General features: G+C 61.9%; 14 protein-coding genes. 6 read left to right on the top strand and 8 right to left on the bottom strand.

Annotation, left to right across the window (positions count from 1 at the left end):
* Positions 1-3: 3 nt before the first annotated feature.
* Genes BMY98_RS12570 through BMY98_RS12555 form a run of 4 tightly spaced genes read left to right on the top strand, consistent with a single transcriptional unit; the run spans position 4 to position 4,328 of the window.
* Positions 4-1,461, top strand: coding sequence for a sugar ABC transporter ATP-binding protein (locus BMY98_RS12570; protein ID WP_074889512.1), 1,458 nt, complete (start codon positions 4-6; stop codon positions 1,459-1,461).
* Positions 1,458-2,447, top strand: a complete 990-nt coding sequence (locus tag BMY98_RS12565) for an ABC transporter permease (RefSeq protein WP_083398777.1) — start codon at positions 1,458-1,460, stop codon at positions 2,445-2,447. The genes BMY98_RS12570 and BMY98_RS12565 overlap by 4 nt, the downstream gene beginning before the upstream one ends.
* Positions 2,444-3,400 carry an ABC transporter permease gene (locus tag BMY98_RS12560; RefSeq protein WP_074889508.1) on the top strand — a complete coding sequence of 319 codons (957 nt, stop codon included), beginning with the start codon at positions 2,444-2,446 and terminating at the stop codon, positions 3,398-3,400. The genes BMY98_RS12565 and BMY98_RS12560 overlap by 4 nt, the downstream gene beginning before the upstream one ends.
* Positions 3,401-3,416: 16 nt before the next feature.
* Positions 3,417-4,328 carry an SMP-30/gluconolactonase/LRE family protein gene (locus BMY98_RS12555; protein ID WP_074889505.1) on the top strand — a complete coding sequence of 304 codons (912 nt, stop codon included), beginning with the start codon at positions 3,417-3,419 and terminating at the stop codon, positions 4,326-4,328.
* 53 nt (positions 4,329-4,381) lie between these two features.
* On the opposite strand, the gene BMY98_RS12550 is transcribed toward BMY98_RS12555, so the two are convergent.
* A complete protein-coding gene (locus BMY98_RS12550) occupies positions 4,382-6,406 on the bottom strand; it encodes a methyl-accepting chemotaxis protein (protein WP_074889502.1) in 2,025 nt (674 codons plus the stop codon).
* A 368-nt stretch (positions 6,407-6,774) separates the two neighbouring features.
* Here BMY98_RS12550 and BMY98_RS12545 point away from each other — a divergent pair, with 368 nt between their 5' ends.
* Entirely contained in the window at positions 6,775-8,592 is a 1,818-nt protein-coding gene (locus BMY98_RS12545) for a sensor domain-containing diguanylate cyclase (protein WP_074889499.1), read from the top strand.
* Positions 8,593-9,119: 527 nt separating this feature from the next.
* Here BMY98_RS12545 and gloA read toward each other — a convergent pair.
* On the bottom strand, positions 9,120-9,650 hold the full coding sequence (gene gloA / locus BMY98_RS12540) for a lactoylglutathione lyase (RefSeq protein WP_074889496.1): 531 nt from the start codon (positions 9,648-9,650) through the stop codon (positions 9,120-9,122).
* 200 nt (positions 9,651-9,850) lie between these two features.
* Between gloA and BMY98_RS12535 the strand changes: the two genes are divergently transcribed.
* Positions 9,851-10,354, top strand: a complete 504-nt coding sequence (locus BMY98_RS12535) for a DUF4946 domain-containing protein (protein WP_245760055.1) — start codon at positions 9,851-9,853, stop codon at positions 10,352-10,354.
* A 490-nt stretch (positions 10,355-10,844) separates the two neighbouring features.
* Here BMY98_RS12535 and BMY98_RS12530 read toward each other — a convergent pair whose 3' ends face one another.
* From BMY98_RS12530 to mexE, 6 genes are all read right to left on the bottom strand, one after another.
* Positions 10,845-11,210: a histone-like nucleoid-structuring protein, MvaT/MvaU family gene (locus tag BMY98_RS12530; RefSeq protein WP_074889491.1), complete on the bottom strand. Its 366-nt coding sequence runs from the start codon at positions 11,208-11,210 to the stop codon at positions 10,845-10,847.
* Between the two features lie 421 nt (positions 11,211-11,631).
* Positions 11,632-12,333, bottom strand: a complete 702-nt coding sequence (locus tag BMY98_RS12525) for a haloacid dehalogenase type II (protein ID WP_074889488.1) — start codon at positions 12,331-12,333, stop codon at positions 11,632-11,634.
* Positions 12,334-12,516: 183 nt separating this feature from the next.
* Positions 12,517-13,614 (bottom strand): HEAT repeat domain-containing protein, encoded by a 1,098-nt coding sequence (locus BMY98_RS12520; protein ID WP_074889485.1) that lies wholly within the window; start codon positions 13,612-13,614, stop codon positions 12,517-12,519.
* Positions 13,615-13,843: 229 nt separating this feature from the next.
* Positions 13,844-15,241 carry an efflux transporter outer membrane subunit gene (locus BMY98_RS12515; protein WP_074889482.1) on the bottom strand — a complete coding sequence of 466 codons (1,398 nt, stop codon included), beginning with the start codon at positions 15,239-15,241 and terminating at the stop codon, positions 13,844-13,846.
* A complete protein-coding gene (locus BMY98_RS12510) occupies positions 15,241-18,432 on the bottom strand; it encodes an efflux RND transporter permease subunit (RefSeq protein WP_074889479.1) in 3,192 nt (1,063 codons plus the stop codon). Before BMY98_RS12510 ends, BMY98_RS12515 begins: the two co-directional genes overlap by 1 nt.
* 12 nt (positions 18,433-18,444) lie before the next feature.
* Positions 18,445-19,686, bottom strand: coding sequence for a multidrug efflux RND transporter periplasmic adaptor subunit MexE (gene mexE, locus BMY98_RS12505; protein WP_074889475.1), 1,242 nt, complete (start codon positions 19,684-19,686; stop codon positions 18,445-18,447).
* Positions 19,687-20,069: the final 383 nt, after the last annotated feature.

The raw sequence follows: 20,069 nt of genomic DNA, 5'->3' as shown, positions 1-20,069 counted from the left end.
ACCATGAACGCAAATGGACCTGTGCGGGTGGCCTTCGCGGGTGCCGGCAAATCGTTCGGCGCCGTCCGCGCATTGAGTGACGTCGACCTGAGCGTGCGCGCAGGCGAGTGCCTGGGCCTGATCGGCCACAACGGCGCGGGCAAATCGACGCTGATGCAAGTGCTCGCCGGCACCCTGGCCGCCGACTGCGGCCAGCTGCTGATCGAAGGCCGCGACCTGCGCGACGGCTATTCGGTGCAAGTGGCGCGGCAGCATGGCATTCGCTGTGTGTTTCAGGAGCTGTCGCTGTGCCCGAACCTCAACGTGGCCGAGAACACCCGGCTTATGTCACCGGCCCTGCGCGGTTTCGGCTGGCGGCGTCGGGCCGGCGAGCTGATCGAAACGATGCTGGAGCAGATTTTTCCCGGCCACGGCATCGAAGCCGATGACATTGTCGCTGACCTGTCCATCGGCAAGCGGCAGATGGTGGAAATCGCCCGGGCGTTCATCAACGTCGACGAGCGCCTCGATCTGATCATCCTCGACGAACCGACCTCATCCCTGGACGCCCGTGTCGCCGAGCAACTGTTGCGCCACGTGCGGCGTTTCGTCGAGGGCGGCGGCAGCATCGTGCTGATCAGCCACATCCTCGGCGAAATGCTCGGCACCTGCGACCGCATCGCGGTGATGCGTGACGGCAGAATCGTCGAGACCCGCGCCGCGCGGGAATTCACCCACGATTCGCTGGTGGAAGTCATGGGCGGCACTGCACGTGAACAACAGCGGGGGACACAGGCTTTCGCCTCCCGCCGTGAGCATGGCAGCGCGCGCGTGCAGCAGCGCCCGGCGCGTCAGACGGATGGCCGTTCGGTGCAGGCGTTTGCCGGCGAGATCGTCGGGCTGTCCGGGCTTGCCGGGCATGGCCAGAGCCAGTTACTGACTCAAGTGCTGCGCGATTGCGTCAAGCACGGCACCGGCGCCAGTTTCGTCGCCGGCGACCGCCAGACTGACGGCGTATTTTCGCTGTGGTCCATCGGCGAAAACATCACCATCGGCTCCCTCAACCAGCTCAAGCGCGGCGTGCTGCTGGACCCCGACGCCGAGCAGAGCATGGCCGATGACTGGATGAAGCGCATGAGTATCCGCACCCCGGACATGCGCAATCCGATCCTGTCGCTGTCCGGCGGCAACCAGCAAAAAGCCCTGTTTGCCCGGGCCCTGGCGTCCGACAGCCAGATCATCCTGATGGACGACCCCATGCGCGGCGTCGATGTGGGCACCAAGCGCGAGGTGTATTCGATTCTGATGGAGGAGGCGGCGCGCGGCCGCACGTTCATCTGGTACACCACCGAGCTTGAAGAGCTGACCTATTGCGATCACGTGTATGTCTTCCGCGACGGCCAGGCCGTGCTCGACATGCCGCGCAGCGAATTGAGCGAGGAGCGCATCCTGCGCAGCTCCTTCGCCGAGGAAACCCCATGAATGCCCCGTTGAATTCCGTTGCCCGCGCACCCGTCGCCACGCGCAACAACGCCGCGCGCCGTGCCCGCATGCTCCGCGCGGCCTTGCCGGCGGTGTCGCTGGTGGTGTTGCTGGCAACCATCTTCATCATGCAACCCCGGGCCATGAGCTACATGGGCCTGAACCTGATGCTCAACCTGGCAGTGCCGATTGCCCTGGCGACCATCGCGCAGATGCTGATCATCAGCGTCAACGACCTCGATCTGTCCATGGGCAGCTTCATCAGCTTCGTCGCCTGCGTCGCGGTAACGCTGCTGGATCAACACCCGTTCCTCGGCTGGCTGGCGCTGGCCGGTTGCGTGGGCGTGTATGCGCTGCTCGGCGCGTTGATTCACAGCCGCAACCTGCCGTCGATTGTCGTCACCCTAGGCATGTCGTTCATCTGGGTCGGCGGCGCGATTCTGCTGTTGCCATCACCGGGCGGGACGGCGCCGCAGTGGCTGCAGGCGCTGGTGAGGATCAAGCCGCCGCTGATTCCGCTGGCGATCGTCGTGTGCCTGGTGCTCGGGCTGGCGATGCACTTTTTCCTCATGCGCTCCACCGTCGGCGTGGTCCTGCGCGGCGCCGGCGGCAACCCGCTGGCGATTGCCAAGGCCGGCTGGTCGCTGCTGCGCATCAAGGTGGCGATGTACGCCATGGCCGGCAGTTTCGGCGTGTTGTCGGGGCTGTTTCTGGTGGGGTTGACCACGTCGGCCGACGCCAACGTCGCGCTGCGATACACCCTGTTGTCCATCGCCGGGGTGATCCTCGGCGGCGGCGAATTCGTCGGCGGCCGCGTGTCGCCCATGGGTGCGGTGCTCGGCGCGCTGACCCTGGTGCTGGCCGGTTCGCTGCTGTCGTTCATCCGCATCTCGCCTGACTGGCAGATCGGCGCCCAAGGCGCGATTCTGATTTTCGTGCTGGCGCTGCGTGCGGCGGTCAATCGTCTGGAGGTACGCCCGCTATGAGCACTTCACCTGTTGCAGCGCTGCGCGGCAAGCCGTGGCTGTGGTCATTCCTCGCCGCCTTATTGATCTGGGCGGCGACGCTGGTGTTCACCGGCGGGCAGGGCGCAGGCGCGTTGCTGTCTGGCGCGCTGGCGTTCTCGACGTTCTTCGCGATTGTCGGCATCGGCCAGATGTTCGTCATCAGCACCGGGCCTGGCAACATCGACCTGTCGATCCCGGCCAACATTGCCCTCAGCGGCGCGCTGGGCATGAAGCTCATGGACGGCCAGGACGCGAACATCTGGCTGGGCGTGATCGGCGTGCTGGGCATCGGCGTGCTGGTGGGTTGCGGCAATTTCGCGCTGATCCGGCTGCTGCGCATTCCCCCGATCATCGCGACCCTGTCGGCGAGCTTCATTCTGCAATCCCTGGCGATCGCCTACGGCCGCAGCGTGCGGGTGCCGCCGCCGGAGGCGTTCTACACCTTCGCCACCGGTCGGGTATTCGGCGTGCCGTACCTCGCGATCGTGGTCATCGCCGTGGCAGTGCTCATGGGTTATGTGCTGACCCGCACCCGCTACGGCCGTTCGGTTCTGGCTATCGGGCAGAACGCCCGCGCCGCCGAACTGGCCGGCATCAGGGTCGGCCGCATGCGCTTCGCCACCTACGTGCTCTGCGCGGTGTTCGGCAGCCTGTGCGGCCTGACCCTGGCCGGGTTTTCCGGCGGTGCGTCCCTGGGCATGGGCGAGGAATACCTGCTGGCGTCCATCGCCGTCGTGGTGATCGGCGGCACCTCGGTGGCCGGCGGATTTTCCAACGTGCCGGGCATCTGGGGCGCGTCGCTGTTTCTCTACCTGCTGGTGAGCATGCTCAACACCTTCGGCGCCAGTGCCGGGGTGCGGCTGATCCTCACCGGCCTGATCATCATCGCGGTGATTACCGCTGTCAGCGGACGCAAAAATGCCCGCGCCTGAAGCAAGGATCGAACCTGTGTCCGACGACCTCTACGAATGCCATGACAAGCGTTTCCACCGCCTGATCCTGCCCAACACCCAGCTCGAGCACTTGTACGATCAGTGCCGCTGGGCCGAAGGGCCGGTGTGGTTCAACGACGGCGGGTATCTGCTGTGGAGCGACATTCCCAACCAGCGCATGTTGCGCTGGACCCCGGAGCAGGGCGTGTCGACGTTTCGCACCCCGTCGAATTTTTCCAACGGCAACACCCGCGACCTGCTGGGCCGGCTGATCACCTGCGAGCACGGCACCCGCAGCGTCACACGCACCGAACCGGACGGTTCGATCACCGTGCTGGCCGAGCGATTCGAAGGTAAACGCCTGAACTCGCCGAATGACGTGGTGGTGCACCGCGATGGCGCGGTGTGGTTCACCGATCCCAGCTACGGCATCCTCACCGATTACGAGGGCTATCAGGCCGAAGAAGAGCAGCCGGGACGCCATGTTTACCGGATCGACCCGGACAGCGGTGAGGTTGCCTGCATGGCCAATGATTTCGTGCAACCCAACGGCCTGGCGTTCTCCCCCGACGGGCAGACCTTGTACATCGCCGATTCCGGTCGCTCCCACGATCCGGACGGTCCCCACCACATCCGCGCGTTCGAGGTGATCAATGGGCGGGAGCTGGGGCAGTCGCGGGTCTTTGCGGTGATTGAGCCGGGCGTGCCGGACGGCATGCGCGTGGATGTGCAGGGCAATGTCTGGACCAGCGCCGGCGACGGCGTTCAGTGCTTCGCCGCCGACGGTACCTTGCTGGGCAAGATTCGCCTGCCGGAGAAGGTCGCCAATCTGACCTTCGGCGGCCCCCGCCGCAACCGCCTGTTCATCACCGCCAACACATCGCTGTATTCGGTGTACGTGGCGGTGGCGGGGGCCCAGGTGCCTTGAGGGATGGCTCTATGGCGCGCGGCGCGCGGCGTGTTGCGCCGCGCGCCGGTTCTTCAGAGTTTGAAGCGACCGACCACGGTGCGCAGTTCGCCGGCCAGCAGCGACAGCTCGTCCGCTGTTACCGCGTTGTCCTCGATGCCTTCCATCAACACGAAAGTGCTGTTGCGGATCTCGGTGACGTTGCGGTTGATGTCCTCGGACACGGCGTGCTGCTGCACGGCAGCGCTGGCGATCTGGGTGTTCATGCCGACGATCGACTCTACGCCTTCGTTGATTGCGCTCAGGCTTGAGGACGTCTGATCGGCCGAGGTCAGGCAATCCTGCGCCCGGTCTTTGCCCGCTTTCATCTGGTCCACGGCGGCGTTGGTCGCCAGTTGCAATTGCTGGATGATCCGCTGGATTTCTGCGGTGGAGTTCTGCGTACGGGAAGCCAGGGTTCTCACTTCGTCCGCGACCACGGCAAAGCCACGACCTTGCTCACCCGCGCGGGCGGCTTCGATGGCGGCGTTAAGGGCGAGCAGGTTGGTCTGGTCGGCGATGTTGCGGATCACTTCAATGACGCCACCGATTTCCTGACTGTGCAGCGCGAGAGCAGCGACCTTTTGCGCGCTGATGTCGACTTCGCCAGCCAGCGCTTCGATGGTCTGGCGGGTCTGCTGCATCACGCCGAGTCCTTTGCCCGATGCCTGGCTGGCCTGTTCCGCTGCACGCGCCGCACCTTCGGTGTTCTGGGCGACGTCGGCGACACTGGCGGTCATTTCGTTGATGGCGGTGGCGACCTGCTCGGTTTCGCCTTGCTGGGCGTTCATCGACACTTTGGCGCGGTCGATGGAGGCACTCAGGCGGGTGGCGGCGTCGGACACCGAGCTCGAACTGCGCTCGACCTGAGCCAGGGATTCACCGAAGGCCTGGACCATGTGGTTCAAGCCGGTGCCGATGTCGGCCATTTCGTCCTTGCCCGCCACGTTGACGCGTGCGGTGAGGTCGCCCTGGGCGATGCGGCGGGTGGCGCTCAACATCGCTTCCATGGCCTGGCGCATGGCGCTGTAAATCCCGCTGAAGGCGTAAATCAGCAGCAGGCCGGCGATGGCGAACATGGCCAGCATGGCGGCGCGGTCAACCGACTTGTCCTGAACGCGTCGCTCAAGTTCTGCGGACAGTGCTGCCTGCAAGGCGTCTTGGGCCTTATACAGCTCGGCGACCACGGCATTGCCTTTTGCCGGCAGGCCCTGGGTGGCGGTGATGGTGGTTTGCGGTGAGGCGATTAAGGTGTCCAGGTCACTGCGAAAGCTGTCCAGGCTCGCCAACCCGCTGGTGACGGGGGACTGGATGCGATCGGCGAGGGCCGGTTCTTGACGGCGCAGCAGGTTGAGGCTCTGCAGCAATTCCTGACGAATCTGGGTTTCTTGCTTGAGCAGCGACTTGAACGTGCTACGCGCGGCGTCGGTCAGCGGCTGGCCTTCGTGCAGACCGCTGGACAGACCGCGCAATTGCCCGACCACGTTGATCTGGCGCGGCAGTCGCAGGGTGCTTTGATCGATGAGGAACAGTGAGGCGTAGTCTTCGTCGAGGACCATCCCGGAAGTGGCGGACACGAAGTAGATGAAATTCAGGGTCTGGGTCAGATGGTCGCTCCATTGATCAAACATGTTCGTCTGATCGGCCCCGGCTTTGGTCTGGCTGATCAACCCTTCTGCGCCAGAGCGCAAGCGCTGCACGCGATCGCCTGTTTCCAGTGCGACGGTAAACTGTCGGTCAGTGGCTTCCAGTTTGGTCAAGGCGTCCTGCAATTTGGCCTGGTTGGCCGCGAGGTCCGGCTGAGCCGTTGCATCGCCGCTGAGCAGGCGATTGGTCAATGCCCGTTGCAGCATCGACAGGCGAAGTACGGGGGTAACGTCCATCAGATAGCGCTGGCCGACTTGTTCGGAATGGATGTTATCGATGCTGGCGTTGAGCTGATTCAGCAAGCGCGCGCCCAGCAGGGTCAAAGGAAGCAAAACAATAATGGCGAGCAGCGCGAACTTGGCGGGAAAGCGCAGGCGGTTGGTCAGGTACACGGCAGGGGCAAGAATATTCATGCAGTTCTCACAGCCCCTTAAGTGGGGCGCTTGGGTTGTTGTCGTTGAGAACGGTCCTTTTTCTCGGGTTAGAGTGCGGTGACGGCGTCTCAGGGAGGAGACGCTAGGGTTAATTGCGTGTCGCTCTGATCCATCTGTCGGCCGGAATCGTATTAACTTTATAAAAAGTTGTACAACAGAATATATTTGTACAGCTTCGGAACTGAAACGTTTAGTTGATGTCTTTCTGATATCACTTTTCTCAGCTCGGCCGAACTCTACTTTTGCCTGTGGTCGACGCCGGGCGACCTTCCGTCATTATCCAGAGCGGAAAGTAGTGGCCATGAGATATCATCTAATCCGCATTTTTATAATGGAGGGCGCACGCCATGAACTGTTCGCTGGAAATTGAGCAGAAGCGCCTGTCCGCGGTTCACGCTTTGCAATGGCTCGAAACCGCACACAGCGAGGATTTCGACCGCCTGTGTCGGCTTGCCGCTGCGCACTTTCGTGTGCCGACGGTGCTGGTCTCGCTGGTGGAAAAAGACCGCCAGTGGTTTCCCGGGCGGGTGGGCTTCGATGCGAGCCAGACGCCCATCGAACAGTCGTTCTGTCGCTACACCATCCAGAATTCCGGGGTTATGGTCGTCAACGACGCCCACCTGGATCCGCGTTTTGCCGATAACGCGCTGGTCACCAGACCCAATGGCATCCGGTTCTATGCCGGGGCGCCTTTGTGTAATCAGCACGGCGATGTGCTCGGCAGTTTTTGCCTGATCGACACAGTCCCCCGCACGCTGCAACCCGACGAAGTCACTGTCCTCGAAGATTTCGCGCAACTGGTCATGGGCCAGGTCGAACAATGCCAGGTGATGCGCTACCGCCACCCGGTCAGCCGCTTGCCCAATTTGCAGCAGTTTTTGCTGGACACCGAGGGCGTTGCAGTGAGCGGGAGCCAGGTGCGGCTGATGGTGGTGATCCGCACCCAGCCGATGGCGAGCGCTGCGAATGTCAGCGTGAGCAGCAACCTGGATGAGCAGCAGACGCGTCGTGACATGGCCCACTGCCTGAGCCGCCGTCTGGATGGCATCGCTGAGCTGTATCACGTGAGCGATCAGGATTTCTGTCTGCAGATGACCTGCGACCGGTCTCAACGGGACGACCTGGTCCGCATGGTCTTGGCGCTGATCACCGAGCCTTTCACCCATCAGCAGGTCGTGGTGGGGCTGGCGTGCTGTGACGACGGTCTGAACTCCGCCGCTGCGCTCATGGGCAAAGCGACCCACGCGGCGGGGAGGGCCGTTTATCGGCAAGTGCCCTGGGCGGCCTACGACGAAGCAGAGGATTGCGCCCAGCGTCGCGCGCTGACCCTGCTCAACGAACTCGCCGAGTCATTGACCAGTGGCGACATCTATCTGGAGTACCAGCCGCGTTTCAGTCTCCAGGATGGGCGGCTGCTCAGCGTCGAAGCGCTGATTCGCTGGACCCACCCGATGCTCGGCAAGATCTGGCCTAGCGAATTCATTCCGTTGATCGAGAGCGCCGGCAGAATCAGTACCGTGACCCGCTGGGTCATCGACCGCGCGCTGGCCGACCTCAGCGGCTGGATCGACGAAGACGTGCGGCTGTCGCTCAACCTGTCACCGCTGGACTTTGCCGATCTGGACATTGCGCTGACGCTGCAGAGCGCCTGCGACAGACACGGTGTCCAACCCGCACGGATCGAGGTCGAGATCACCGAAGGCGAGTGGATTCGAGCGGACAAGCGGGTCATCGCCCAGCTCACCTGCATCCGCGAGCTGGGCGTTGACGTGGCGATTGACGACTTCGGCGCGGGCTACAGCAACTTTGCCTACCTGCACGAGATCCCGGCCAACATCCTCAAGCTGGACAAATCCCTGGTCACCGACCTTGAGAGCAACCCGCGCAACCGCATCATCGCCCGCTCCGTGCTGCACCTGGCCAGCGAGCTGGGTTATCGCACCGTCGCGGAAGGCGTCGAAACCTTTCGCTGCATGAGCCTGGTGCGTGAGTTCGGCTGCGAAGAAGCCCAGGGCTATTTCCTGAGCCGGCCGCTGAAGCTGCAACAGCTCAAGCAGCAGTGCCAGAACATCGCGCTGACGTTCATTGCCGAGGTCGTCAGCGGGCGTCAGGAGGATGATCTGGTGGGTGAGATTGATATGAATCCGGTAATAGAAGCAGCGTGACGCCTGACGCTTTCCCGGCTAAAGCCGGTCCTACAGTCGAGGCCAGTCCCGCAGTTGAGGTAAGGACCGTCCTACAGTCGAGGTCGCAGCCAGTCCCACTGGATGCATGCGCTGCTTTTAGTGGGACCGGCCTTAGCCGGGAAGAGGCTGGTGTGACCACCCCCAATCTTGCGGTGTGACGCCTGACGCTTTCCCGGCTAAAGCCGGTCCCACAGTCGAGGCCAGTCCCGCAGTTGAGGTAGGGACCTCCCACAGTCGAGGCCAGTCCCGCAGTTGAGGTAGGGACCGTCCTACAGTCGAGGTCGCAGCCAGTCCCACTGGATGCATGCGCTGCTTTTAGTGGGACCGGCTTTAGCCGGGAAGAGGCTGGTGTGACCACCCCCGATCTTGCGGTGTGACGCCTGACGCTTTCCCGGCTAAAGCCGGTCCCACAGTCGAGGCCAGTCCCGCAGTTGAGGTAGGGACCGTCCCACAGTCGAGGCCACCGCCGTGCCCCGATCAAGGCTGGTCCTACCGATCAAGCGCTATTACTCGCCCTTTACCGGCGTCGGCTGGATGATTTCGACCCAGTAGCCATCGGGATCCTTGATGAAGGCCAGGCTTTTCATGCGGCCGTCGGTCAGGCGTTTCTGGAAGTCCACGCCCAGTTCTTCGAAGCGCGCACAGGCGGCATGCACGTCCGGCACCGAGATGCAGATGTGACCGAAGCCGCGCGGGTCGGCGTTGCCGCTGTGGTAGGAAAACTCAGGGTCGTTTTCGGTGCCGTGGTTGTGGGTCAGTTCGAGCACGCCGGGGATGCCTTTCATCCAGACGTTGCGCGCCGCGTCGTCCTGGGGGATCTGCGCTTTATCCACCAGCGCCAGGAAGTAAAGGCTGAATTCCGCTTCCGCGAAGTGGCGCTTTTCCACCAGGCTGAAGCCCAGCACGCGGGTATAGAAGTCCAGGGAAGCGGTGGCGTCCTTGACCCGCAACATGGTGTGGTTGAACACGAATTGTGCGGTCGAGGCGTCCGGGGTGGCCGTGACGCCGGGGAAGGTGTTCAGATCGTGCAGACTCATGGTTGTCTCCGGGTTAACGCTAAAATGTTGCGTAATGATACGGGCTCATGGCCGACGCGCCAAACCGGTGACGCATAAAGCCTGGCTTTCGGCTTGTGGGCAGGGGATGACCGGCTCACACTTCGCGGCTCGACATTCAGGTACCGCCCATGCATTTTTCATTGCGCTCATGCGCCCGCGTTGCTTTCTGTTTCGTGCTGATGATTCCGGGTGTCGCCTTTTCGGCGGACGCCATGATCATTTGGCCCGAAGGCTGGGAAGTTGAAGCGCTGCCCCAGCCGCCGGCGAGCGAAGGTCAGCCCGCCGTGCAAATACGACAGCGTGCGGTTAAAAACGATCAGAACGGTGATCCGGCGATGGTGGTCGAGCTGACCCAGACGCAGCTGCAGCCCGGTCATTCGGTCAACGTGCAGAGCGTGTTACTGGAAATGCGCAAGGCGGTGCAGGTCAATTTCGCCCGCGGTGGCTTTCAGAGCGTCTGCACGCGGATGAAGGACAGCACCCTGAGCGACATCCCTGCGATGGAGACCACGTGCACGATCACCCAGAACGGCAATCACGTCATGACCCAGACGCTGGTGGCGGCGGCCAGTCCGGAGTTGGCGTGGTCGTTGTCATACGCCGGCTCGGCGGAAGGCTATGCGGCCCATAAAGACGAAGTGTTGCAGATCAGGAATGGCCTGCGCCTGGGGTCGGCGCCGTAGGTCGAGGCGGGGTTTACACAAATCGCGGGCATAAAGAAGCCCGCCGAAGCGGGCATTGGGGCACTAATCCTTTAGTAGCCTCTATCCTCTACAAACCGGTGTGAAAAAAATGTGAAGCTAACGAGCCATTTAGCTGCGATGGATAAATTCATCTGTCGCGGCATGAAGGCTTATGGCCAGCTTCGATGCTCATCCAATAATACTTGATGGTATTAATAGAGCTGAAGAAGCGCCACGGTCGAGCATGCTATATGCCAGCGGTGCAGTGAAAGCGATATATCACATTAAAACGAATCTGTTCAGCTAATTGTCAGGTTGAATATTCAATCCAAGGCCTGCACCCGCACGCATTATTTAAATCCGTAAGACGTTTGCCGTAATCATCAGCGTTAAAGCACACGTTTCATTGCCATAACTCTACACTTGCAGAGAAGCCCCGCGAGCAGAGCTTCTTCTCAATGTTGCAGGGCGTTGTTGCAGGGGCAGAGGACTAACGGCCGCGCAACCAGGAGTCAACGGATTCAGCGCCGTATTGTAATTTCCAGTTTTTCAAACCGCGATGGTTGCCGCCTTTGGTCTCGATGACTTCGCCGGTATGGGGATTCTGATAAACCTTGACGACCCGCGGACGACGACGTTTCGGTGCCGCAGGCGTGGAGTTGGAGGCACCTGTGTGAGGGTCGAGGATGGCGATGATATCCCGCAAGGTCTTGTCGTACGTGCTCATCAGGGCCTGTAGCTGCTGCTCGAACTCGATTTCCTTCTTCAATCCGACGTCGTTCTTCAGATACTCAAGCTGGGCCAGCTGCTCCTGAAGGGCTTTTTCTGCTGCGCGAAATTCGGCAAGTCTGGACACAATGATACTCCGGCAATTAATGGCTGTTGTCAGCGCAATGCAAGCAACGATGCAGGCAACAAGACGCGCATCTGGGTCTGCTGCTTTGGGTGTCGCCACGTTCTACCTGTCCTTCACATCAGGATCAGCCGTCGGCACTAACTTCATGAGGATGAACGTAGGAATCACGACGGGGTAGTTCAGTTGTGGCGCGAGTAAATAATGCACGTTTTTTACGCGTTGTAAAATAGCGGATGACTAATTGTTAAGTGAAACATCCCGGCGGCGATAACCGGGTCTGACAAAAAAACAATAATGGGCGCTAAACGTTGTAAGTAATTTCTTATACTTTAGCGCCGTTGGAAACTATCCGTTCCGGGGGCAGCGACAAACAGCCGCCTACTTGCCCCGAGCGAAGCAGGTCAGCCCGGAAGGCCTTGGGCTATGCCGGTCCGCCCCAGCGTTGAATGATCTGCTCGGCCAACGCGCCCAATTCGGGGGCCATCAGGTCTGGCACTGGCACTCCGTCGATCAGTAAGGGTGCGTTGTGCGGCCGGGTCAGTAGGGCGCCCAGGCACCCCGCAGCCTGGGCGCCTGCCGTATCCCAGAGATGACACGCCACCAGAAGCAAGTCGGCCAGTTCGACATTCAGCTCCCTGGCAACCATTTGATAGGTCTCCGGGGCAGGCTTGAATTTTTTAACGGCCTCCACACTGAAGCTGCGCTCGAAGAATGTCGCTAATCCGGCGCGCTCAAGGGGCGAAGGGGACGCACCGCTGGCCGAGTTACTCAGCGTCACCAGCCGAAAGCCCGCGTTACGCAAGCAATCAAGTGCCGGCAGCACGTCAGGGTGCGCAGGCATGGCACTCATCCGTGCCTGCAATTCATCTATGTCGCGGGCATCGAGGGCGACCTGGTGGATAGACGCGACCATGTGCAGCGTGGCCACGCCCAGTTTGCCAAACGGGGTGTAACGGCCGCACAGGGTCATCGTTTGTGAGTAGAGGATCAGGTTGGCGAACCACTCGCGCAAAATGGCTCTGTCGCCGAAAACGCGCTCAAACAGCGGCTCAAGGACGGTGATGTCGAGCAAGGTTTCGTTCACATCGAAAACCAGGACCGGCGCTGATTTCTGCACTGCCATGAATATTTTCCTCTAAGGGGTGCACGCTGCTCCAGGGACGGCTTTGTCGCCTGAAGCCCGGATGTGCCGGATCGCGGAAGGTTAAGCCGATCGAAGCGGGGCGGCGTACTCATTCACATGAATCGATGGCTCGACGGGAAGGGCAGGCGCTCTTCGGCCAGTTCGAGACGTGTGCCGAATGCCCTAAAGTCCCTGCTGTAGAGCTGGGTCATCGGCGTTCAGCTGTTCCAGTTCAGCCAGCAGCACCTGCACTTTCTGCAGCTGCCCCGCGTCGGTCCAGTAGCGAATCAGCAGAATCCTCGCGCGGCGGTCGGCGGGTTGGCGCCGCAGTATTTCCTCCAGTTGACGCTGGGCGGCTTCGAGCTGGTCGAGATCGTGGAGCGCGACGGCGAGGTCGTAACGGTAACCGGTGTTGTCAGGATCCAGCTCAATGGCCCGGGTCAGCGGGAGCAGGGCGTATTCGTTCTGTTTATGACGCAATAGCCATTGGCCAAGGGCGTGTTGCGCCAGGGACGACTGGGGCTGTTTCTCCAGCCACTGGGCGAGCAGCTGGCGCGACCGATCGGCCTGGCCCTGCTGGTCGAGCAACTGCACCAACGCCAATCCGCTTTCGAGGTTATCCGGTTCCAGTTTTGTGGCCAGTTCCAGCGCCTCGATCGCCTTTTGCGGGGTGCCGTTGTTGGCGTAGAGCCGCGAGAGCGCGAGCTGGCGTTGCGCGCTAGGCGGCTGGGCGGTCAGCGCCTGTTCATATTGCTGAGCGGCTTCCTGCAAAGCGCCGTAATACAGGCCCACTTCATCCGGGCTCAACGGCAGCAGAGCCCGCACCGCGCTGAAGCGCACCTCATCGTCGGGATCGTCCAGCAGCGGGCCGATCAGCATGCTGCGTTGTTCCTCCGGCAGCATGGACGTCACCGTCTGGATGGCTGCCTGCTGAACCAGCGGAGCAGGGCGCATGAGATCGCCGCGTAGAATTTTTATGGCCTGGGTGCTGGGGTAGTTAACCAGTTCGGCGAGAAGCCCCGCACGGCGGATTTCGGACAGGTCGGTACGGGTGAATTGCTGATACAGCACCCGCGCAGCGCCCGGCTTGCCACTGTGGGCCTGCTCCAGTGCTTCGGCGTAGCTGTGATTGACCTGCGGGGCAGCCGGCGGCGCGTGCCAGTTTCGCACCAGCATCGCCATGGCGATGACCAGCAGCAACAGCACCAGCGCAACTGCCACCTGCCAGCGCCGTCGCGTCTTGAGCTGAGCGGGTGTGCGCCGGGAAGACGATTCAGACATATCGGTTTCCGTTTTTGCGTGTGCAGCAGCTTCGGGGAGAGACTGCCGGGTGTCAAACGCTGTGGGGAATTGATTGGCCCCTAGGCCGCTCGTACGGTGTCTATCAATGTTCCAGAAAAAAGCCCCGAACCTTGTGGGTCCGGGGCCTTCGAGAGCGGCAGATCGTGGCGGCAGATCAGCGCTGAATATCAGCCGCCGGTCAAAGGATCCCGCCGTTCATCCCATCACCTCAGGCGTTCGGCTGCCAGCCACCGCCCAGGGCTTTGTAGATGGCAACGATGCCGCGGTACAGATCGATCTCGGCCAAAGCCTGGCTGTCTTCGGCGGCCAGACGCTCGCGTTCGGCGTCCAGCAGCACGAGAAAATCAGCGGTGCCTTCGCGGTACTGGATGTTCGCCAGATTGGCCGCCGAACGACTGGCCTCACTCTGCCGCACCAACGACACCAGGCGCTGCTGACGCTTGTCGTAGTCGCTGAACGCGTTTTCGGTTTCTTCCAGGGCCAGCAGCACTTGCTGCTCATAGTTGGCCAGCGCGCCTTCCGCATCGGCGTTGGCGCCGCGAATCCGCGCCCTTACGCTGCCCAGGTCAAACGCAGCCCAGGTGATGCTTGGGCCGAGGCCCCACGCTTGAGCCGCGCCGGAACCGATCTGCGAACCTCGACTGGCCGTGAATCCCAGGAAACCGCTGAGGCTGACCCTTGGAAACAGGTCAGCCGTCTGCACGCCGATCCGCGCAGTTTGCGCCGCCAGTTGCCGTTCGGCACTGCGCACGTCCGGACGGTTTTCCAGCAGTTTGGTCGGATCACCGATCGGCAGGGCCTTGGAGATCGCCGGCAGTTTGGCCGGGGCGAGGGTCACGGTCATCGCGTCCGGACGTTCGCCGAGCAGGGTGGCGATGCGGTTGCGTTCGCGGACCTGTTCGGCCTGAAGCTGCGGAATGGTCGCTTCGACTGCCGCCAGACGCGCGTCGGAACGCACCACGTCGAGCTCATTGCCCACGCCTTCGTCACGCAGTTGTGCCGTGACTCTGCGGGATTCCTGCTGGTTTTTCAGGTTGTCCCGGGCGATGTTTTCACGAAGTTGTGCGCCACGCAGCTGGCCGTAGGCGTCCACCAGCTCGGCAATCATCGTCACCTGCAGCTGATAAAGGTTCGCCTCGGCCGCCTGCTGGTCGGCATCGCTGGCTTCCAGTTCGCGCTGAATGCGGCCGAACAGGTCGAGTTCCCAGGCCATGTCCAGGCCCAGATCGTAACGTTCCTGATTGACGCGCTGTTCAGTCTGCCCTGGCACCTGGCTGCGACCGACCTGGCTGCTCGCGCGGCTGGTCACCACCGGCATTGCGTCGTTGCTGATGTCGTCCCGAATCGCGCGGGACGCCTTCAGCCGGGCGAAGGCAACGCGCAACTCGCGGTTGCCCTGCAGCGATTCGGCGACCAGTTTGTTCAGGGTCGGGTCGTCGAATTGCTGCCACCAGATGGTTTCGATGTGGCTGCGGTCGTAGGCGCGCTGGGTGGCGGCCTGGATGTTGGCCGCCGCCGTTTCCGGCTTCTTGTAGTCCGGGCCGACGGCGCAGGCCGCCAGCGTCAGCACCAACAGGCTCGGCAGGAAGAGTTTTGCAGCCTTCATCAATGAGCCTCCGGGGCGGTGGTCTGAATGCGTTGAGCCTTGGCCGCCTTGCGCGCCTCTTTGCGTCCAACGTAGTTCCGAATCAGTACATAGAAGACCGGCGTCAACAGCAGACCGAAGAAGGTCACACCGAGCATCCCGGAGAACACCGCCACGCCCATGGCATGACGCATTTCGGCACCGGCGCCGCTGGAAAGGACCAGCGGAACCACACCCATGATGAACGCGAAGGAGGTCATCAGGATCGGCCGCAGACGCAGGCGGCAGGCTTCAAGCACAGCCTCCAGCGGAGTCTTGCCCTTGTCTTGCTCATCCTTGGCGAACTCGACGATCAGAATCGCGTTCTTGCAGGCCAGGCCCACCAGTACGATCAGGCCGATCTGGGTGAAGATGTTGTTGTCGCTCCCGGCAATGATCACACCGGCAATGGCCGACAGCAGGGTCATCGGTACGATCAGGATCACCGCCAGCGGCAGGCTCCAGCTTTCATACAGCGCCGCCAGTACCAGGAACGCCAGCAGTACGCAGAGCGGGAAGACCAGCAACGCGGTGTTGCCCGACAGGATCTGTTGGTAGGTCAGGTCGGTCCACTCGTAGGTCATGCCGTTGGGCAGTTCTTCCTTGAGCAGTTTTTCCATCGCCACCTGCGCTTGACCCGAGCTGAAACCCGGACCCGCCGCGCCGTTGATCTCGGCGGTGATGAAGCCGTTGTAGTGCATGACGCGGTCCGGGCCCGAGGTGTTGGTGACTTTCAACAGCGTCGCCAACGGGATCATTTCGCCGCGGTTGTTGCGCACTTTCAGCTGACCGATCTGTTCAGCGTCCTGACGGAACTGCTGTTCAGCCTGGACGTTGACCTGATAGGTCCGGCCGAAACGGTTGAAGTCGTTGGCGTACAGCGAGCCCAGGTAGACCTGCAGGGTGTCGAAGATGTCGCTGATCGGCACACCGAGGGTCTTGGCTTTTTCGCGGTCGATGGCGGCATCGACCTGGGGCACGTTCACCGTGTAGCTGGTGAACAGCGCGGCCAGTTCCGGCACGCTGCGGCTCTTGCCGATGATGTTCATCGTCTCTTTGTACAGCTCGTCATAACCCAGGTTGCCGCGGTCTTCGATCTGCAGACGGAAACCGCCGATCGTGCCCAGGCCTTGTACCGGCGGCGGCGGGAAGATCGCCATGTAGGCTTCCTGAATCCCCGCATATTTGCCGTTGAGGGCACCGGCGATGGCACCGGCCGACTGGTCGGCTGCCGTGCGATCTTCGAATGGCTTGAGCGTGACGAAGACGATGCCGGAGTTCGGGCTGTTGGTGAAACCGTTGATCGACAGGCCCGGGAAGGCCACGGCGCTTTCAACGCCTGGTTGCTTCAGCGCGATGTCGGACATGCGCTTGATCACGTCTTCGGTGCGGTCCAGGCTCGCGGCGTCCGGCAGTTGCGCGAAGGCCACCAGGTACTGTTTATCCTGCGCCGGCACGAAACCGGTTGGCGTGGTGGAGAAACCCAGCCAGGTCATGACGATCAGGCCGGCGTACACCACCAGCGCCACACCGCTGACGCGGATCACCCGACCCACCGTGCTCACATAACCGTTACTGGCCTTGACGAAGAAGCGGTTGAACGGCCGGAACAGCCAGGCGCCGAAGAGCTTGTCGAGGAAGCGTGAGAAGCCATCCTTCGGCGCATCGTGGGCGCGCAGCAACACGGCCGCCAGGGCAGGCGACAGGGTCAGGGAGTTGAAGGCCGAGATCACCGTAGAGATGGCGATCGTCAACGCAAACTGTTTATAGAATTGCCCGGTCAATCCGGAGATGAACGCCGCCGGGATGAACACCGCACACAGCACCAGGGCCGTGGCGATGATCGGGCCGGTCACTTCTCGCATGGCGATCTGTGTGGCCTCCATCGGTTCGTGGCCAAGCTCGATGTTTCGCTCGACGTTCTCCACCACCACGATGGCGTCGTCCACGACGATACCAATCGCCAGTACCAGCCCGAACAGCGACAGCGCGTTGAGGGAGAAGCCAAACAGGTGCATGACCGCGAAGGTACCGATCAACGACACCGGCACGGCGGCCAGCGGGATGATCGAAGCACGCCAGGTCTGCAGGAACAGAATCACCACGAGTACGACGAGGATCAGCGCCTCGAACAGCGTGTGAACCACCGCCTCGATGGAGCCGCGCACGAAGATCGTCGGGTCATAGACGATGCTGTAGTCCATGCCTTCCGGGAAGTTCTTCTTTAGCAGTTCCATCTCGCCGCGCACTTCGTTGGAAATGTCGATGGCGTTGGAGCCCGGGCGCTGGAAGATCGGGATCGCCACCGCCGGCTGGTTGTTCAGCAACGAACGCAGCGCGTACTGGCTGGAACCCAGTTCGACGCGGGCGATGTCTTTGACCCGGGTGATTTCGCCGTTGTCGCCGGCGCGCACGATGATGTTCTCGAACTCTTCTTCAGAGACCAGACGGCCCTGGGTGTTGATCGACATCTGGAAGCTGGTGGCGCTCGGGGAGGGCGGTGCGCCCAGTTGACCGGCGGCGACCTGGCGGTTCTGCTCGCGAATGGCGTTGACCACGTCGGTCGCGGTGATGTTGCGCGAAGCGGTTTTGTTCGGGTCGAGCCAGACACGCAGCGAGTAGTCGCCCATGCCGAACAGCTGCACATCGCCGACACCGTTCAGGCGTGCCAGCTCATCCTTGATGTTGAGGACCGCGTAGTTGGACAGGTACAGCATGTCGTAGCGCTGATCCGGCGAGGTCAAGTGGACCACCATCGTCAGGTCAGGCGAGGCCTTGTCCACGGTGATACCGATGCGCGTTACTTCTTCCGGCAGCTTCGGCTCGGTCCGGGTGACCCGGTTCTGCACCTGCACTTGCGCGGTGTCGAGGTTGGTCCCCAGCGCAAAGGTGATGGTCAGGGTCAGCTTGCCGTCGGCCGTGGCCTGGGAGGACATGTAGAGCATGTTCTCGACGCCGGTGATCGCCTGTTCCAAAGGCGCGGCGACGGTTTCGCCGATCACTTTCGGGTTGGCGCCGGGGAAGTTGGCGCGCACGACGACGGTCGGCGGCACGACTTCCGGGTATTCACTGATGGGCAGCTGGAACAGCGAGATCGCGCCGGCGATCAGGATCAGCAGCGAAAGCACCGCCGCGAAGATCGGCCGCGTGATAAAGAACTTGGAGAAATTCATCGAGTGTGTCCCTTAACCGCGTGGCGTGGCGGAAGCAGCCACCTTGGCGTCCAGCTTCGGCTGGGCCTTGGTTTGGTTGCTGGCTTCGAGCGCCTGGCGTTGTTGTTGCAGTGCGGTGAGTGTTTCGGCGCTGGCCATCGGTGTGTCCTGCGGGTCAACCGGTGAACCCGGACGCACGCGCTGCAGGCCGGTGACGACGATGCGGTCGTCTTTGCTCAGGCCGCTGCGCACGATGCGCAGGCCTTCAAGCTTCGGCCCCAGATCGACGCTGCGGTAGATCGCCTTGTTGTCCTTGTCGACCACCAGCACGAATTTCTTGCCCAGGTCGGTGCCGACCGCTTCGTCCTTGATCAGCATGGCCGAGTAGGTGCCGCTGCCGACCAGCTTCAGGCGTGCGTACAGGCCCGGGGTGTATTCGCCCTTGCTGTTGTCGAACACGGCGCGCCCACGGATGGTGCCGGTGCGCGGATTGACCTGGTTGTCGACGAAGTTCATCTGACCCAGGTGCGGGTTTTCGGCTTCGTTGGACAGGCCCATGTACACCGGCGTCGTTGCGCCGCGCTTTCCGTCGCGGGCCAGCTGGTTGTATTTGAGGAACACGCGTTCGTCGGCGTCGAAGTAGGCGTAGACCTTGTCGGTCGAGACCAGGCTGGTGAGGATGGTCTGATCGGCGGTAACGATGTTGCCGGCGGTGATTTCCGCGCGGCTGACGCGGCCGGTGATCGGCGCAGTGACGCGGGTGAAGCTCAGATTCAGACGTGCCAGATCAAGCTGCGCCTGGATGGCGGCAACGGCGGCTTTCGATTCCTGGGCGGTGGTGGTGCGTGAGTCGGCGAGTTCGGCGGAGATCGCATTGTTGGTGCGCAGACGTTCGCCGCGCTGGGCTTCGTTGGTGCTGCGCTGGGCAGCGGCCTTGGACTGCTGCAGTTGCGCTTCCAGACGATGCACTTCGGCTTCGAACGGGCGGGGGTCGATCTGGAACAGCAGGTCGCCTTTCTTCACCAACGCGCCGTCAGTGAAGGCAACCGAATCGATCTGACCGGAAACACGCGGGCGAACCTGAACGGTTTCCGGCGATTCCAGGCGGGCGGTGACTTCGTCCCACTCGTTGACCGGTTGCTCGATCACCTTGGCCACATTGACTTTCGACGCCGCCGGCGCAACCGTCGCTTCAGGCGTCCGGCCGCACGCGCTGATGACCACAAGGGTCAACGCGGCGAGGGGATAGCGCAAAGGAGTTAAAGACTGAAGCATGGGAGAATCCGCCGATGTTATTGAGATGGGCGGATAATGTTCTCGGGGGTGTTATTGCACGAATCGAATGACGCGAAGGTAACTATCATTCGTAATGATGTTCGGCGTACTAAAAGGTCTGTAATCGATAGTCTGCACCGTCATGCAGCATAAGCCTGTTTAACCTGGATACGCGGTGATTTAGTAGGACCGGCTTCAGCCGGGAAGGGGGCGGAATGAACACCCTCACATTTGCAGGGTGATCACTGATTCATTCCCGGCTAAAGCCAGTCCCACTCATGCACGTCCCGCGTTTCAGGCCCCAAGCACGGAGGATGTGCGCAATCGCAAGGGGGCTTTTAAAAAAGAGCGTGGACTCGGCATAGGCCAATGATTAGAATCAT

This window comes from Pseudomonas graminis (assembly GCF_900111735.1).
Classification (GTDB): domain Bacteria; phylum Pseudomonadota; class Gammaproteobacteria; order Pseudomonadales; family Pseudomonadaceae; genus Aquipseudomonas; species Aquipseudomonas graminis.
Note: the sequence above shows the minus strand (reverse complement) of the source record. Positions and strands in the feature narration are given on the sequence as shown.

Coding starts and splice junctions, on each gene's coding strand:
- BMY98_RS12570 (WP_074889512.1), top strand. CDS start 4: ATGAACGCAAATGGACCTGTGCGGGTGGCCTTCGCGGGTGCCGGCAAA.
- BMY98_RS12565 (WP_083398777.1), top strand. CDS start 1,458: ATGAATGCCCCGTTGAATTCCGTTGCCCGCGCACCCGTCGCCACGCGC.
- BMY98_RS12560 (WP_074889508.1), top strand. CDS start 2,444: ATGAGCACTTCACCTGTTGCAGCGCTGCGCGGCAAGCCGTGGCTGTGG.
- BMY98_RS12550 (WP_074889502.1), bottom strand. CDS start 6,406: ATGAATATTCTTGCCCCTGCCGTGTACCTGACCAACCGCCTGCGCTTT.
- BMY98_RS12545 (WP_074889499.1), top strand. CDS start 6,775: ATGAACTGTTCGCTGGAAATTGAGCAGAAGCGCCTGTCCGCGGTTCAC.
- gloA (WP_074889496.1), bottom strand. CDS start 9,650: ATGAGTCTGCACGATCTGAACACCTTCCCCGGCGTCACGGCCACCCCG.
- BMY98_RS12535 (WP_245760055.1), top strand. CDS start 9,851: ATGATTCCGGGTGTCGCCTTTTCGGCGGACGCCATGATCATTTGGCCC.
- BMY98_RS12525 (WP_074889488.1), bottom strand. CDS start 12,333: ATGGCAGTGCAGAAATCAGCGCCGGTCCTGGTTTTCGATGTGAACGAA.
- BMY98_RS12520 (WP_074889485.1), bottom strand. CDS start 13,614: ATGTCTGAATCGTCTTCCCGGCGCACACCCGCTCAGCTCAAGACGCGA.
- BMY98_RS12515 (WP_074889482.1), bottom strand. CDS start 15,241: ATGAAGGCTGCAAAACTCTTCCTGCCGAGCCTGTTGGTGCTGACGCTG.
- BMY98_RS12510 (WP_074889479.1), bottom strand. CDS start 18,432: ATGAATTTCTCCAAGTTCTTTATCACGCGGCCGATCTTCGCGGCGGTG.
- mexE (WP_074889475.1), bottom strand. CDS start 19,686: ATGCTTCAGTCTTTAACTCCTTTGCGCTATCCCCTCGCCGCGTTGACC.